This is a genomic window from Arthrobacter sp. HMWF013 (genome assembly GCF_003061105.1).
Lineage (GTDB): Bacteria > Actinomycetota > Actinomycetes > Actinomycetales > Micrococcaceae > Arthrobacter.
Window position 1 is genome coordinate 1 of sequence record NZ_QAIQ01000240.1, and the last position, 14,445, is coordinate 14,445.

Below are 14,445 nucleotides of genomic sequence, written 5' to 3' on the forward strand. Positions count from 1 at the left end.
GGAGATACGGCACACCCTTCTGGCGCGTGTTGCGTCCTACGAAGACCACGCTGGGCTTGCCGGGATCAATGCCGAGCGCCTTGATGGCGTCATCGTTTTCGTCACGGTGCCACATGTCGACGTCGATGCCGTTATGCACCACACGGACCTTGGCCGGGTCTACCTCGGGGTAGCTGCGCAGGATGTCCTGACGCATGCCCTCGGAGACCGCGATGATGGCTGCCGCGGCCTCGTAGGCGGTCTTCTCGACCCACGAGGAGACAGCGTAGCCGCCGCCGAGCTGCTCTGCTTTCCACGGACGCAGTGGCTCCAGGCTGTGGGCGCTCAGGACATGCGGGATGCCATGGAGCAGGGACGCCAGGTGACCGGCCATGTTGGCGTACCAGGTATGTGAATGGACCAGGTCCGCGCCGGCCACGTCCGGCACGATCCGGAGGTCCACCCCGAGGGTCTGGATGGCAGCATTGGCCGATCCGAGGTCTTCGGGCACGGCGTAGGAGGTCACCCCTGCACCGTGGTAGTCGGTGTCGCGGGGAGCCCCGAAGGCGCGAACCTGCAGGTCAACATGCTTACTAAGCACCCTGCTCAATTCGGCTACGTGTACTCCGGCGCCACCATAGATCTCCGGCGGGAACTCTTTAGTCACAATGTCTATTCGCACGCTACCCAAGGTAGTCCTTCGGGCTTAACTGTTCTAGTGTGAAGGAGTCCGGGCATGCCGGACTGTTTTGGGGAGTTACGAAGGCGTACAGGAGCGACCACCATGCCGTTGAACAAAAAAGTCCTGGCCATTGTCCTCGCAGGCGGCGAGGGAAACCGGCTAATGCCACTGACGGCAGACCGTGCCAAACCAGCCGTACCCTTTGCGGGCAGCTACCGCCTGATCGACTTCGCCCTTTCCAACCTGGTGAATTCCCGCTATCTGCAGATCGTGGTGCTGACGCAGTACAAGTCGCACAGCCTTGACCGGCACATCTCCGAGACCTGGCGGATGTCCACCCAGCTCGGCAATTACGTCGCCTCCGTTCCTGCACAGCAGCGCGTGGGCAAGAGCTGGTTCCTTGGCAGCGCCAACGCCATCTACCAGTCACTGAACCTGATTCATGACGCCAACCCTGACATCGTCGTTGTGGTCGGCGCGGACCACGTGTACCGCATGGACTTCGCCCAGATGGTGGAACAGCACGTGGCCAGCGGTGCCAAAGCCACTGTCGCCGCCGTCCGCCAGCCGCTGCACATGGCCGATCAGTTCGGCGTGATCGAAGTGGACCAGAACGATCCCCAGAAGATCGGCGCATTCGTGGAGAAGCCGGCCACCACCCCCGGCCTCGCGGCGGATCCCACCCAGTTCCTCGCCTCGATGGGCAACTACGTCTTCGACGCCGACGCCCTGGTGGCTGCCCTGCACGTCGACGCCGAGCGGCTCGATACCAAGCACGACATGGGCGGGGACATCATCCCCTACTTCGTGGACCAGGGTGAGGCCGGCGTCTACGACTTCACCCTCAACGAGATCCCCGGATCCACCGAGCGGGACCGGACCTATTGGCGCGATGTCGGCACCATCGATTCGTTCTATGACGCGCACATGGACCTCATCTCGCCGCTGCCCGTGTTCAACCTCTACAACTCGGAATGGCCCATCTACACCCGGCAGAGCATCTCGCCGCCGGCCAAGTTTGTCCGCGGCGGGAACAACACCGTGGGGACCGCGCTGGACTCGATCGTCTCCAGCGGCGTGGTCATCTCCGGTGGCATTGTGGAAGGTTCCGTGCTGTCAAACGATGTCTTTGTGGGGACGAGCAGCCGCGTAGTGGACTCCGTCCTGATGGACAAGGTCATTATCGGTGAGGGTGCCGTGATCAACCGGGCCATTATCGACAAGAACGTCAGGATCCCCGCCGGAGCCGCTATCGGGCTTGATCCCGAATTGGACCGTGCCCGGGGCTTCAAGGTGACCGAGTCCGGGATCACCGTGCTCGCCAAGGGGCAGTTGGTTCCCGAGCCGGGTGACCAGGAACGTGCACTTTCGGCGCGCAACCTGCACCTGGTCCCTGATGCGGTCAAGGCAGCCACTGCCAACTTCCCCGACCTCCGTGATTCGGTCGACAAGGTCGCCGGGGTCCATGCAGAAGCCGCTGCCCAGGCCGGCCCGGGGCATCGGTAACCCTTAGGTACACAAGCCCAAGGACCGGGGGCATGTCCGGTCCGGTCAGGCCGCGCATTCCCCAGGCTGTAAAATCGGTACAATGAGCTCCCCCGATCTGACGCCTGAGGAAATCCAGGCCTGCCTCAAGGTTTTGAACACCATCCACGTCTATGACGAGGAAGACCCTGACTACGTCTCGGTGCGCCGTGCCACCGGAAAAATGTTCAAAGCCGTGAAGCGCCACCGCCGGGTGACCAAGCGGGATCTCATCTCCGAAGCGGACCGCTCGGTTATAGCCCGGACGGCCACGGCCGCCCCGGACCGGATCGACGACGAAACGCGCGGCAACAAGCTGGAGACGTCAGCCACCGGCAAGGTGGCCGGGCACCTGATCCGCTCGCGCCCGTGCTACATCTGCAAGAAGCATTACACCCAGGTGGACGCTTTCTACCACCAGCTCTGCCCTGAGTGCGCGGCTTTCAGCCACAGCAAACGCGACGCCCGTACGGACCTGTCCGGCAGGCGTGCGCTGCTGACCGGCGGGCGCGCCAAAATCGGAATGTACATTGCCCTGCGCCTGCTCCGGGACGGCGCACACACCACCATCACCACCAGGTTCCCCAAGGACGCGGCGCGGCGGTTCGCGGCCATGGAGGACAGCGCCGACTGGCTGCACCGCCTCCGCATTGTAGGCATCGACCTGCGCGACCCCTCGCAGGTGATGGCGCTGACCGATTCCCTGAATGCCGCGGGTCCACTGGACATCATCATCAACAACGCCGCGCAGACGGTCCGGCGCTCCGGCAACGCCTACAAGCCGCTGGTGGACGCAGAAGACGAACCGCTGCCGGCTGCCCTGGAACCGGCCAATGGCGGCCCGGAGCTGGTGACCTTTGGCCATGCCCACGACAAACACCCGCTTGCCCTGGCCAGCAGCGTCACCGAGCACCCTGTGCTGGCCGGTGATGCCATCACGTCCCTGGCGTTGTCCACCGGTTCAGCGTCGCTGGAGCGCATTGCCTCAGGCACGGCCATCGACGCCGGCGGGCTGGTTCCGGACCTCGCGGCCATCAACAGCTGGACCCAGGTGGTGGACGAGGTGGACCCGCTGGAAATGCTGGAAGTCCAGCTCTGCAACGTTACCGCCCCGTTCCTGCTCGTGAGCAGGCTCCGGGATGCGATGAAACGCTCCACGGCGCACCGGAAGTACATCGTGAACGTCTCGGCCATGGAAGGCCAGTTCTCCCGCGCGTACAAGGGACCCGGGCATCCTCACACCAACATGGCCAAAGCCGCGCTGAACATGATGACCCGGACCAGCGCGCAGGAAATGCTGGACACCGACGGCATCCTGATGACCGCCGTGGACACGGGCTGGATCACCGATGAACGCCCGCACTTCACCAAGGTCCGGCTGATGGAAGAGGGCTTCCATGCACCCCTGGACCTGGTGGACGGGGCCGCACGGGTTTACGATCCGATCGTCATGGGCGAACAGGGCGAGGACCAGTACGGCGTCTTCCTCAAGGATTACAAACCCAGCCCCTGGTAACTGTTGTGCCCGGCCGCCACAGCGTAGGCTCAGCGGCATGAGCGAATCAATTTCCGAAGTGCATAAGCTGGAACACCACGAGTGCTGGGAACTGCTCCGGACAGTGTCCGTGGGCAGGCTGGCCGTGGTGGTTGACGGCCATCCGGACATCTTCCCCATCAACTACACCGTCGACGGCGGCACGCTTGTTTTCCGTACCGCCGAGGGAACCAAACTGGCCAGCGCCACCGGTGGCTCACCGGTGGCGGTGGAGGCTGACGGCGTTGATGCCGTCACCGGCCTTGCCTGGAGCGTGGTGCTGAAGGGACCCGCAGCCGTGGTCAAGGGAACGGAGCGGATCCTGGACACGGCAGCCCTCTTCCTGTTCCCGTGGCAAGCCGGGAAAAAGGACGTCTTTGTGAGGATCAGCCCCGACACCCTGACCGGCAGGCGGTTCAAGGTCACCGCACCTGTGACATGGTGGACCCAGCTCAGCGGAGCAACCAAGGCATCCCCGGAGTAATCCCTCCCGGAACGTGCCGCCGGGGCAGGACTCAGGCGAGGCGGGTGATCTCCACGCTGACGCTCAGCGCCGATCCGCCGCCGCCGGAGAGGATGCCCTTCAACGGCGGCACGTCCCGGTAGTCCCGGCCCTTGGCCACGGTGACGTGGTAATCGCCCGCGGGCTTGTGGTTCGTGGGATCCCAGCTCCGCCAGTCTCCGTCCCACCACTCCAGCCACGCATGGGACTGCCCGGCGACTGTCTCGCCGATCCCCGCCGTCGACCGCGGGTGCAGGTAACCGGAAACGTAACGGGCGGGAATGCCGCAGCTGCGCAGGGCGCCAATGGCCAGATGCGCAAGGTCCTGGCAGACACCCTGCCGCTGGCCCCAGGCTTCTTCGGCGTTGGTAGTGACAGCCGTGGAGCCTGTCATGTAGGTCATCTCGCCGCGCATCCACTCAAAGACAGCCATGGCGGCCTCATACGGGTTCTTGCCCTCCACCACCCCGGGAATGATGCCCAGGACCTCGTCCCCGGGGCCGCTGAGCTGGGACTGCGGCAACCAGTCGCTGTAGGTGTTCAGGGTCTCCGCGGAAGCCAGGACGTCCCAGCCGGCGATGTCGGATTCAGCAGGGATCTTTTCAGCCCGGTGCACTTCGACGGTGATGTTGGAGATGACTTCGAGGTGATCGTGGGGCATCTGCATGTCGAAGGCCGTGACCCTGGTGCCCCAGTAGTCCCGGTAGCTGCTCACGGCCGCCTGCGTTGGCGAGACCTTGAGCACTGATTCGAGGACCACCTGGTGGGGATCTGTCAGCGGCGTCATGCGGGCTTCGTTGTAGGAGAGCGTGACGCGCTTGTTGTACTTGTAGGCCGTCGTATGGACGATGCTCAGCCGGGTCATGAAACTTCTCCCACCCAGGCAAGTTCGTCGGCCTGATTGAAGTATTTACGGGAAATGGCGTCCGAGGCCTGGGCTACGGCCTTCTGCACGCGTTCCATATGCTCGGGCAGTTCGGACATCAGGTCGTCGGTCCGGTGGAACTCGAGGAAGGTCCTGGCCTGGCCGACGATCCGGCGGGCGTCGTTGATGAAACCAACGCGCTGCGCCGACGGGTCCAGCTTGGCGAGGCATTCATCAGCGTCACGCAGGGCGTAAACGATGGAACGGGGGAACAACCGGTCCAGGAGGAGGAACTCGGCGGCGTGCTGGTCACCGAAGGCAGCCCGCCGGGTCCGCAGGAAGGACTCGTAGGCCCCCGCGCAGCGCAGCATGTTGACCCAGGACATGCCTGCCGAGAGGACATCCCGGGTGGAGAGCATGCGCGCTGTCATGTCCGCGCGCTCCAGGGAGCGGCCAAGGACCAGGAACAGCCAGCTTTCGTCGTGGCTCACGGTGGTGTCTGCCAGGCCGCTCACCATGGCGGTCCGTTCCAGCGTCCAGTTGCAGAAACGGTAGGTCCCCACAACGTCCTTGCGGTGCTGGCTCAGCCCGTAGTAGGTGGTGTTGAGGCTTTCCCACAATCCTGAGGAGACCGTCTCACGGGCACGGCGGGCGTTCTCGCGGGCAGCGCCGAGGGAGCCTGCAATGGACGTGGCGCTGGTTTTGTCGTACGCCAGGGCGTGAAGGAGTTCGGGCAGGCCGAAGTCCTCGCTTTCCGGCCGTGCGCCCATAACGGCGAGGAGTTCCTGCGCCACCCGCCGGCGTTCTTCCATCGGCAGGTGGTTGAGGCGTTCCAGGTGCACGTCCAGGATGCGTGCAGTGCCGTCCGCACGCTCCACATACCGTCCGATCCAAAAAAGGGACTCAGCAATACGGCTAAGCATTCGCGGTTACCTCCTGCGCGTCCGAAATCTGTGGGAATGTACCCGTTACTGATGGTGCCGGTTCGTGCGCCGGCCTCACTGCTGCTGCTCCGACTGGCGGTCGCGCCAGTTGCTCTCAACGGGCCACACGGAGACCCGTTCACGGATGGAGATGGTGGGACGCGGAAGCGTCTCCACCGGCACCTGCGGCGAGTCCGCCAGGACCCAGGTGTCCTTCGAGCCGCCGCCCTGGCTGGAGTTGACGATCAGGGACCCTTCCTTCAGCGCCACCCGGGTCAGCCCGCCGGGCAGGACCCAGACGTCGTCGCCGTCGTTCACGGCAAAGGGGCGCAGGTCCACGTGCCGCGGGCCGAACTTGTCCCCGCCCAGGGTAGGCACGGTGGACAGCTGCAGCACCGGCTGGGCGATCCAGCCGCGGGGGTCTGCGACCACCCGCTGGCGCAATGCTTCGAGTTCGTCCCTGGATGCATCCGGCCCGATGACCAGGCCCTTGCCGCCGGAGCCGTCCACGGGCTTGACCACCAGTTCGGCGAGGTTGTCCAGGACGTACTCCCGGGCTTCCTTCTCTTCAAGCCGGAAGGTGTCCACGTTCGCAATGACGGGTTCCTCGTTGAGGTAGTACCGGATCAGGTCCGGGACGTAGCTGTAAACGAGTTTGTCGTCGGCTACGCCGTTGCCCACGGCGTTGGCGATGGTCACGCCGCCGGCACGCGCAGCGTTGACCAGGCCGGGGCAGCCGAGCATCGAATCGGAGCGGAACTGCAGGGGATCCAGGAATTCGTCGTCGATCCGTTTGTAGATCACGTCCACGCGCTGTTCGCCGGCCGTGGTGCGCATGTAGACGCGGTTGCCGCGGCAGATGAGGTCGCGGCCTTCTACCAGCTCCACGCCCATCAGGCCGGCCAGCAGGGTGTGTTCGAAGTAGGCGCTGTTGAAGACGCCAGGGGTCAGTACCACCACGGTGGGATCATCGACGCCGGCGGGTGCCGTTTTGCGCAGGGCAGACAGCAGCCGGCGGGGGTATTCCTCAACCGGCCTGATCAGCTGCTGGCCGAACGCTTCGGGCAGGCCCTTGGCCATTGCCCTGCGGTTCTCCAGGACGTAGCTGACGCCGGAGGGAACCCGGACGTTGTCCTCCAGCACGCGGAAGGTTCCGGCGGCGTCGCGGACAACATCGATGCCGGAAATGTGGACCCGGACACCGCCGGCGGGCTCGAAACCGTGCACCTGGCGGTGGAAGTGGGCGCTGGTGGTCACCAGCTGGCGTGGAATGACGCCGTCCGTTACCACTGCCATCTTGTCGTAGACATCGTTCAGGAAGGCCTCAAGGGCCCGCACCCGCTGCGCCACGCCTTTTTCCAGCACGGTCCACTCATCAGCAGGGATGACGCGGGGAACGATGTCCAGCGGGAACGGCCGCTCCTCCCCCGCGAAGTCGAAAGTCACACCACGGTCCAGGAAGGTCCGGGCCATCGAGTCCGCCCGTGCGCTGACGTCCGCAAGGGAGAGCTTGCCGAGGGCGTCCGCCACCTCCGCGTAGGAGTCGCGGGCCTCCTGGCCGGGGGTGAACATCTCGTCGTAGGCACCGGTGCGCACGGCGGCTACCGAGTAATCCTGGAATAGGTCTGACATCCCTTTAGCCAACCATCTTTTTGTTTCGAAATCATTACCGTCATCCATTGTGGCGTGTTGTAGCGGCGCCGCCGGTTCGTCGAATCCCGGACCCATCCGGCAAAGTAGGTGAGTGCCCAAGGTGGATCAATGCCCGAGATGAGCCGCAGCAGGCTGCTGCCGGGCCTGGTCACTGCCGCTCCCGCCCTGGCCCTGGCCTTCGCAGTGCATACCCTGGTCCCCGCGCTGCCCGCGATGACCGTTGCGGTTGCCCTTGGCCTGCTCGTGGCAAACCTGCCCGGCACGGCGGTGTGGATTGCCGGGCGGGCGCGGCCCGGCCTCGACTTCGCGGGAAAGCACTTCATGCGGGCCGGCATTGTCCTGCTGGGCCTTAAGGTGAGCATCCAGGACATTCTTGGCCTGGGATGGCTGGCCATGCTGCTCATCTGCGGGGTTGTCTTGTTGAGCTTCGGCGGCACGTATCTCCTGGTGCGGCTTTTCCGGCTGCCCCGGGACACCGCCCTCCTGGTGGCCACCGGCTTTTCGATTTGCGGGGCGTCCGCCATCGGTGCCATGGCGGCGGTGCGCCGCATCAAGCATGCCGACACTGTGCTGCCGGTGGCGCTGGTGACGCTGTGCGGCACGCTGGCGATCGGGCTGCTGCCGTTGCTCATGCAGCCGCTGCGACTGGACCCGCTCACGTTCGGCGCCTGGACCGGTGCGTCCGTTCACGACGTCGGCCAGGTGGTGGCCACCGCACAAACTGCCGGCACCGCGGCGCTGGGACTCGCCGTCGTCGTCAAGCTCACGCGTGTCCTGCTGCTGGCGCCGGTGGTGGCCATCGCGGGCCTGCACCACCGTGCCAACAGTTCCGGGCAGCAGTCCCTTCCTCCGGTGGTGCCCCTGTTCGTCCTCGGGTTTGTGGGCATGGTGGTGCTGAGGTCCACGGGCTGGCTGTCAGAGGCATGGCTCGATACGGACGCCGGGTTTCAGGACATTTTTCTGGGAGCGGCGCTGTTCGGGCTGGGGTCCGCAGTGCGGGTCCGCACCCTGCTGCATACCGGCGCCCGTGCCCTCACCGCTGCGCTGGCTGCATGGCTCCTGATTGCGCTGCTTGGCCTGGCAGCGGCGCTGCTGATGACCGCGTAGGGCCTGCGTGCCGGTGGCGAATTACATGCCGTCAACCGCCCGTGGCGGCGCGTGATTAGATAGCGGAGTGTCACATGAGAATCTGCAGCGAAGTGAAGCTGCTCACCGTTCAGCCCTGATCACCACCCACAGCTACGATGTGTCCCTGGACGTGCGTCAGGCTGCGGATCCCGGCGTGGCCGGCTACACCAGCCGCAGTGTCATCAACTTCTCCGCCGCCAGGACCGGGCCGGGAACGTCCACGTTCCTGGACTTCATTGCCGGCGACGTGCACAGCGTGTTCCTGAACGGCAAGGGCCTGCCGGTAGCCGACGTGGTGGACGGTTCCCGGATCCGGCTGGACAACCTGCAGGCAGAGAACCAGGTCACCGTCACAGGGACCGCGCTCTACAGCCGTTCCGGCGAGGGCATGCACCGTTTCGTGGACCCGGCTGATGGCCGGTGCTACCTGTACACGCAGTACGAGCCCGCCGATGCGCGGCGGGTGTTCGCGAACTTCGAGCAGCCCGACCTCAAAGCCGAGTTCACCTTCCACGTCATGGCGCCGTCGGACTGGGAGGTGGCGTCCAACGGGGTTGAGGCCGCCCGGACGCAGCTGACCAGCGACCCCGCCACCAGCCGCTGGGACTTCGCCGCCACCCGGCCCATGTCCACGTACATCACCACCGTGCTCGCCGGACCCTACTTCAAGGCCCAGGATCACTGGAGCGGAACGCTCGACGACGGCACAGCGCTGGAGGTGCCGCTGGCGCTATATTGCCGGGCCTCCATGGCGGATTCCTTCGACCCCGCAGAGCTGTTCCGGCTCACCAAGAGCGGGCTGGACTTCTTCAACCGCCTTTTCAACTTCCCCTACCCGTGGGGCAAGTACGATCAGGCCTTCGTGCCTGAATACAACCTCGGAGCAATGGAAAACCCGGGGCTGGTCACTTTCACCGAAAGCTACGTGTTCACCTCCCGCGCCACCGACTCGCAGTACCAGGGACGGGCCAACACCCTGATGCACGAGATGGCCCACATGTGGTTTGGCGACCTCGTGACCATGCAATGGTGGGACGATCTGTGGCTCAAGGAATCCTTTGCCGACTACATGGGCACTCTGGGCGTTGACCGCGCCACGGACTGGGAGACCGCCTGGGTGAATTTCGCGAACAAGCGCAAGGCCTGGGCCTACGTCCAGGACCAGCTGCCGACCACCCACCCCATAGTCGCCGACGTCCCCGACCTTGAGGCCGCGAAGCAGAACTTTGACGGCATCACCTACGCCAAGGGCGCCGCCGTGCTCAAACAGCTGGTGGCCTATGTGGGTTTCGAAGCGTTCATCGCCGGCTCCCGCGAGTACTTCCGGGACCACGCCTACGGCAACACCACCCTCGCGGACCTCCTGAAGGCCCTCAGCGCGGCTTCCGGCCGCGACCTCGCCGCCTGGGCTGCACCCTGGCTGCAGACCTCGGGAATCTCCACGCTGTCCGTGGAAGCGGACACGCACGACGGCGTCCTCGACGCCGTGGCCATCGTCCAGGAGGCTGTGGACCCCGTCACGGGACGCGAGGAGCTGCGGCCGCACAGGCTGCGCGTAGGCCTGTACAACTTCAATCCAGACGGTGCCCTGGTCCGGACCGGGAGCGTCGAAACCGACGTGACCGGTGCACGGACACCCCTCCCTGAGCTCACCGGCCAGCCCCGGCCGGCCCTCCTGCTGCTGAACGACGACGACCTCACCTATGCCAAGGCCCGGCTGGATCCGGCGTCCGAGGCGACAGCGCTGGAATCGTTGGACCGGATCACCGATCCCATGGCCCGGGCGCTGGTCTGGACCGCCCTCTGGAACTCCGCCCGGGATGCCGAAAGCCCGGCGGCACGATACGTGGACGCCGTCCAGTCCTTCGGACCGGCCGAGACCGGGATCGGCGTGCTGCTGAACATCCTCGAAAACGCCGGCACCGCCATCGAACGTTTCACGCCCACGTCCCAGCGGGACACCGTGCGTAGTGGCTTCCTGGCTGCCGTGGACGCGCAGTTGGACTCGGCGGCGCCGGGCTCGGACCACCAGCTTGCGTGGGCGCGGACGCTGGCATCTCTCAGCCGTCAGGACGCCGCGCTCCTCCCCCGGCTCAAGGGACTCCTGGACGGCACCGAACAGGTTGCGGGCCTGGCGGTGGATGCGGAACTGCGCTGGACCCTCTGGCATGCGCTGGCGGCCAACGGCCAGGCAACCCCCGCGGAGCTGGATGCCGAACTGGAACGCGACAGGACGGCCTCCGGCAAGGCCGGCCATGCGACCGCTGCTGCCGCCCGTCCGGACGCCGACGTGAAGGCTGCCGTGTGGGAAGCAGCGGTACAAGGGACGGGGCTTTCGAACCAGATCCTCAGCGCCACGATCGCCGGCTTCACAACGGCACCCGCCGGGCTCCTGGAACCCTACATTGAGCCGTACTTCGACTGCCTCCGCGGCATCTGGGACAACCGGAGCATCGAGATCTCGAGCCGGATTGTCCAAGGACTGTATCCCCACGCCCAGGACCTTTCAGCCGGTGTGCGGCCTGAGCAGCAGCCGGTGGTGCTCCGAACAGACGGGTGGCTCGCTGCCAACGCCGATGCGCCCGCGGCCCTTCGGCGGATCGTCGTAGAGCAACGCAGCCACCTGCTGCGCGAACTCAACGCCCAAGCCTGGCAGTGAACCCGCCCGCTACGGGATCCGGTTGAGCCACTCCAGGGTGCCGAACTTGGCTCCGACGCGGCGGCGGGCTTCCCCCAACTCTTCGCTGGTCAGTTCGGATGGGGTGGCGGCGTACCGTTCAACGAACACCTCCATCATGGCCGCGATGATCTCAGTGCGGGCGAGCCCTGTTTGCCGGCGGAGGGGATCGACGCGCTTCTTGGCGCTGCGGGTCCCCTTGTCCGAGAGCTTCTCCTTGCCGATGCGGAGCACTTCGACCATCTTGCCGGCGTCGATGTCGTAGCTCATGGTGACGTGGTGCAACATGCCTCCGTTGGCCAGGCGCTTCTGCGCGGCGCCGCCGATCTTGCCCTGGTCCGTGGCGATGTCGTTGAGGGGAACATAGAAGGCAGTGATCCCGAGTTTCTCCAGCGCGGCCATCACCCACGCATCCAGGAACGCGTAGGAGTCCGCGAAACTGATCCCGTCCACCAGCGTCTGCGGCAGGTAGAGCGAGTAGGTGATGCAGTTGCCGGCCTCCATGAACATCGCTCCCCCGACGCTGATCCGGCGGACCACGCTGATGCCGTGCCGGGCAACGCCGTCGGGATCGACCTCATTACGGACGGACTGGAAGCTGCCGATCACCACTGACGGTTCCTCCCAGTCCCAGAACCGCAGCGTCGGGTTGCGGCGGCCTGCTCCCACCTCTTCGGTGAGGACCTCATCCAGAGCCACGTTGACGGCTGTGGGCAGCACCGCAGGAGCGATGATGTTCCAGTGATGGTCCGCCCAGGTTGTCGCCTTGGCGAGGGCGCGCCGCACCGTCACGGCGATGGCGTCGGCCGAAAAGCCGAACAGGGCAGCGCCGGGAGGGAGCGAGGCGGTCACGACCGCCGAGAGATCCGCCGCCGTCGTGGTTTCCGGAAGTCCGGTGAGCGCACGGTTGATGTCCAGGAGCGCCTCGTCCGGTTCCAGGAAGAAGTCCCCGCTGACCGACACTTCCACGAGCACACCATCCTCGACGCCGAGGTCAACCACCACGAGCTTGCCGCCCGGGACCTTGTACTCGCCATGCAGGCGTGCGGCGGTGCGCTCTTCATCCGTGTGTGGCGTGTCAGTCATGCGTTCCATCCTGCCGCACTTTGCGGAGGGTGCGGAAATGTCCGCAAGACGCAAAAAGCCCGCACCGTTGCCGGTGCGGGCTTTCCAAAGAACCAGGGGGTGAAGTGAATTACTTCTTGCCGCCGAAGCCCTTGAAGCGAGCGTTGAAGCGCTCGACGCGGCCTGCAGAGTCCATGATGCGCTGCTTGCCCGTGTAGAACGGGTGGGACTCGGAGGAGATTTCGACGTCAATGACCGGGTAGGTGTTTCCGTCTTCCCACTCGATGGTCTTCTTCGAAGACACGGTGGACTTGGTCAGGAACTTGACGCCGGAAGCCAGGTCGTTGAAAACAACAGCTTCGTACTTCGGGTGTGTATCAGACTTCATAATTGGACCTTTGTTCGCACAACTGGATTTTGCCAGCTGCCAGGTATGAATGGGATGGCCGCTGCAGAAGGCGCAGTAGAGCCAGCTGTTAATAATAGCCGATCAACGTGAACCCTGCGAACCACGCGGCCGGAGCTCCCAGAACGCCACTGCAGAGGCGGCTGCCACATTGAGGGAGTCGACGCCGGGGCGCATCGGGATCTTGACGGCCAGGTCGACGGCGGCGAGCGTCGCGGCGCTCATGCCGGCACCTTCGGTGCCAAGCACCAGTGCGAGTTTGCCAGGATTCCGGGCGGCGAGTTCGTCGACGTTAACGGCGTCCCCGGTCAGTTCCAGCGCCGCCACAGTGAAGCCCTGGCCCTGGAGCACTGACAGGTCCTGCGGCCAGCTTTCCAGCCTCGCCCAGGGAACCTGGAATACCGTTCCCATGCTGACGCGGACGCTGCGGCGGTACAGCGGATCACCGCAGCGCGGCGAGATCAGCACGGCATCAATGTCCAGGGCAGCGGCCGAGCGGAAAATCGCGCCCACATTGGTGTGATCCACAATGTCCTCCAGGACCGCCACCCTGCGGGCACCTGCCAGAAGCTCGTCCAGGGGCACCGGAGCGGGCCGCTGCATGGCTGCCATTGCCCCGCGGTGGAGGTGGAATCCGGTGATCTCCTCCAGCAGGGCGGCTGTTCCGATGAACGCCGGGACGTCCGGATAGGCGGCCAGGACATCCTGCAGATCTGCCAGCCATTTTTCCGCGAGGAAGAACGATCGCGGATGGTGTCCGGCCGCCAGTGCACGGCGCAGCACACGGGAGGACTCAGCGATGTACATGCCCTCCGCCGGTTCCCGCAGCTTGCGCAGATGCACATCGGTCAGCTGGGTGTAGTCGGAGACGCGCGGGTCCGCGGCGGATTCGAGGTAGTGGATTGTCACGGGCCGATTATTCCAGCAGGGTGGCGATCATAAAGCCCAGCGCCACCAGTCCCAGAATAAAGATGACGGTGCGCAGCACCGGCGGGGACAGCCGCCGCCCCACCTTCGCACCCAGGAGTCCGCCTACGGTTGAGCTCACCGCGATCAGGAGCACCACCAGCCAGTTGATCCGGTCGAACGCGAAGAGCAGGTACGAGAAGGCTGCTACGAGATTCACGCCCAGAACCAGGATGTTCTTCATGGCGTTGGCGTTCTGGATGGTGCCCGTCAGGAAAATGCCCAGGATGCCCACCAGCAGGATTCCCTGGGCAGCCACGAAGTAGCCCCCATAGATCCCGGCAAGGTAAACCAGTACCAGCAGCAGGACGCCATGCCTTTTGTCACGCACTGCGTGCTCTGGATTCGCTTCGCGGTCGCGGACCCACGCCTGCAGCCGTGGCTGGAACACCACCATCAGCAGCGCCAGGACCAGCAGGACCGGAGCGACGAAGTGGAACACCGTCTCCGGCAGGTTCAGCAGCAGGAATGCGCCGGTGATGCCGCCCAGGAGCGACGCCGGCAGGAGCCTGAGCAGCTGTCTGCCCCTGCCCTTCAGTTC

The 14,445-nt window shown here is 65.2% G+C and carries 13 protein-coding genes; 5 read left to right on the plus strand and 8 right to left on the minus strand.

The features are described from left to right. Positions 1-661 (minus strand): glycogen synthase (gene glgA, locus DBR22_RS09715; protein ID WP_146187454.1); only part of this gene is annotated, 661 nt, incomplete at its 3' end. Positions 662-763: 102 nt separating this feature from the next. Here glgA and glgC point away from each other — a divergent pair. The 3 genes from glgC to DBR22_RS09730 all read left to right on the plus strand — a co-directional run bounded on the left by glgC (position 764) and on the right by DBR22_RS09730 (position 4,203). Next, entirely contained in the window at positions 764-2,167 is a 1,404-nt protein-coding gene (gene glgC, locus DBR22_RS09720; protein ID WP_108598848.1) for a glucose-1-phosphate adenylyltransferase, read from the plus strand. 82 nt (positions 2,168-2,249) lie between these two features. Then, on the plus strand, positions 2,250-3,701 hold the full coding sequence (locus tag DBR22_RS09725) for an SDR family NAD(P)-dependent oxidoreductase (protein WP_108598849.1): 1,452 nt from the start codon (positions 2,250-2,252) through the stop codon (positions 3,699-3,701). A gap of 37 nt (positions 3,702-3,738) precedes the next feature. Next, positions 3,739-4,203 (plus strand): pyridoxamine 5'-phosphate oxidase family protein, encoded by a 465-nt coding sequence (locus tag DBR22_RS09730; protein WP_108598850.1) that lies wholly within the window; start codon positions 3,739-3,741, stop codon positions 4,201-4,203. A 31-nt stretch (positions 4,204-4,234) separates the two neighbouring features. Here the strand turns inward: DBR22_RS09730 and DBR22_RS09735 are convergent, their stop codons facing one another. From DBR22_RS09735 to DBR22_RS09745, 3 genes are all read right to left on the minus strand, one after another. Beyond that, positions 4,235-5,086 carry a transglutaminase family protein gene (locus DBR22_RS09735; protein WP_108598851.1) on the minus strand — a complete coding sequence of 284 codons (852 nt, stop codon included), beginning with the start codon at positions 5,084-5,086 and terminating at the stop codon, positions 4,235-4,237. Further along, positions 5,083-6,009 (minus strand): alpha-E domain-containing protein, encoded by a 927-nt coding sequence (locus tag DBR22_RS09740; RefSeq protein WP_108598852.1) that lies wholly within the window; start codon positions 6,007-6,009, stop codon positions 5,083-5,085. The genes DBR22_RS09735 and DBR22_RS09740 overlap by 4 nt, the downstream gene beginning before the upstream one ends. Before the next feature lie 75 nt (positions 6,010-6,084). Next, positions 6,085-7,641 carry a circularly permuted type 2 ATP-grasp protein gene (locus tag DBR22_RS09745; protein WP_108598853.1) on the minus strand — a complete coding sequence of 519 codons (1,557 nt, stop codon included), beginning with the start codon at positions 7,639-7,641 and terminating at the stop codon, positions 6,085-6,087. Between the two features lie 138 nt (positions 7,642-7,779). Between DBR22_RS09745 and DBR22_RS09750 the strand changes: the two genes are divergently transcribed. Next, a complete protein-coding gene (locus tag DBR22_RS09750) occupies positions 7,780-8,769 on the plus strand; it encodes a YeiH family protein (RefSeq protein WP_375134946.1) in 990 nt (329 codons plus the stop codon). A 67-nt stretch (positions 8,770-8,836) separates the two neighbouring features. Beyond that, positions 8,837-11,449 carry an aminopeptidase N gene (gene pepN, locus DBR22_RS09755; protein WP_108598855.1) on the plus strand — a complete coding sequence of 871 codons (2,613 nt, stop codon included), beginning with the start codon at positions 8,837-8,839 and terminating at the stop codon, positions 11,447-11,449. Between the two features lie 9 nt (positions 11,450-11,458). Here pepN and DBR22_RS09760 read toward each other — a convergent pair whose 3' ends face one another. The 4 genes from DBR22_RS09760 to DBR22_RS09775 all read right to left on the minus strand — a co-directional run. Then, positions 11,459-12,553, minus strand: coding sequence for a lipoate--protein ligase family protein (locus tag DBR22_RS09760; RefSeq protein ID WP_181365106.1), 1,095 nt, complete (start codon positions 12,551-12,553; stop codon positions 11,459-11,461). Between the two features lie 109 nt (positions 12,554-12,662). Beyond that, on the minus strand, positions 12,663-12,920 hold the full coding sequence (locus DBR22_RS09765) for a type B 50S ribosomal protein L31 (protein WP_024365679.1): 258 nt from the start codon (positions 12,918-12,920) through the stop codon (positions 12,663-12,665). Positions 12,921-13,022: 102 nt separating this feature from the next. Beyond that, entirely contained in the window at positions 13,023-13,847 is an 825-nt protein-coding gene (locus DBR22_RS09770; protein ID WP_108598857.1) for a TrmH family RNA methyltransferase, read from the minus strand. A 7-nt stretch (positions 13,848-13,854) separates the two neighbouring features. Continuing rightward, on the minus strand, positions 13,855-14,445 hold a 591-nt coding region (locus DBR22_RS09775; RefSeq protein WP_108598858.1), incomplete at its 5' end, for a sulfite exporter TauE/SafE family protein.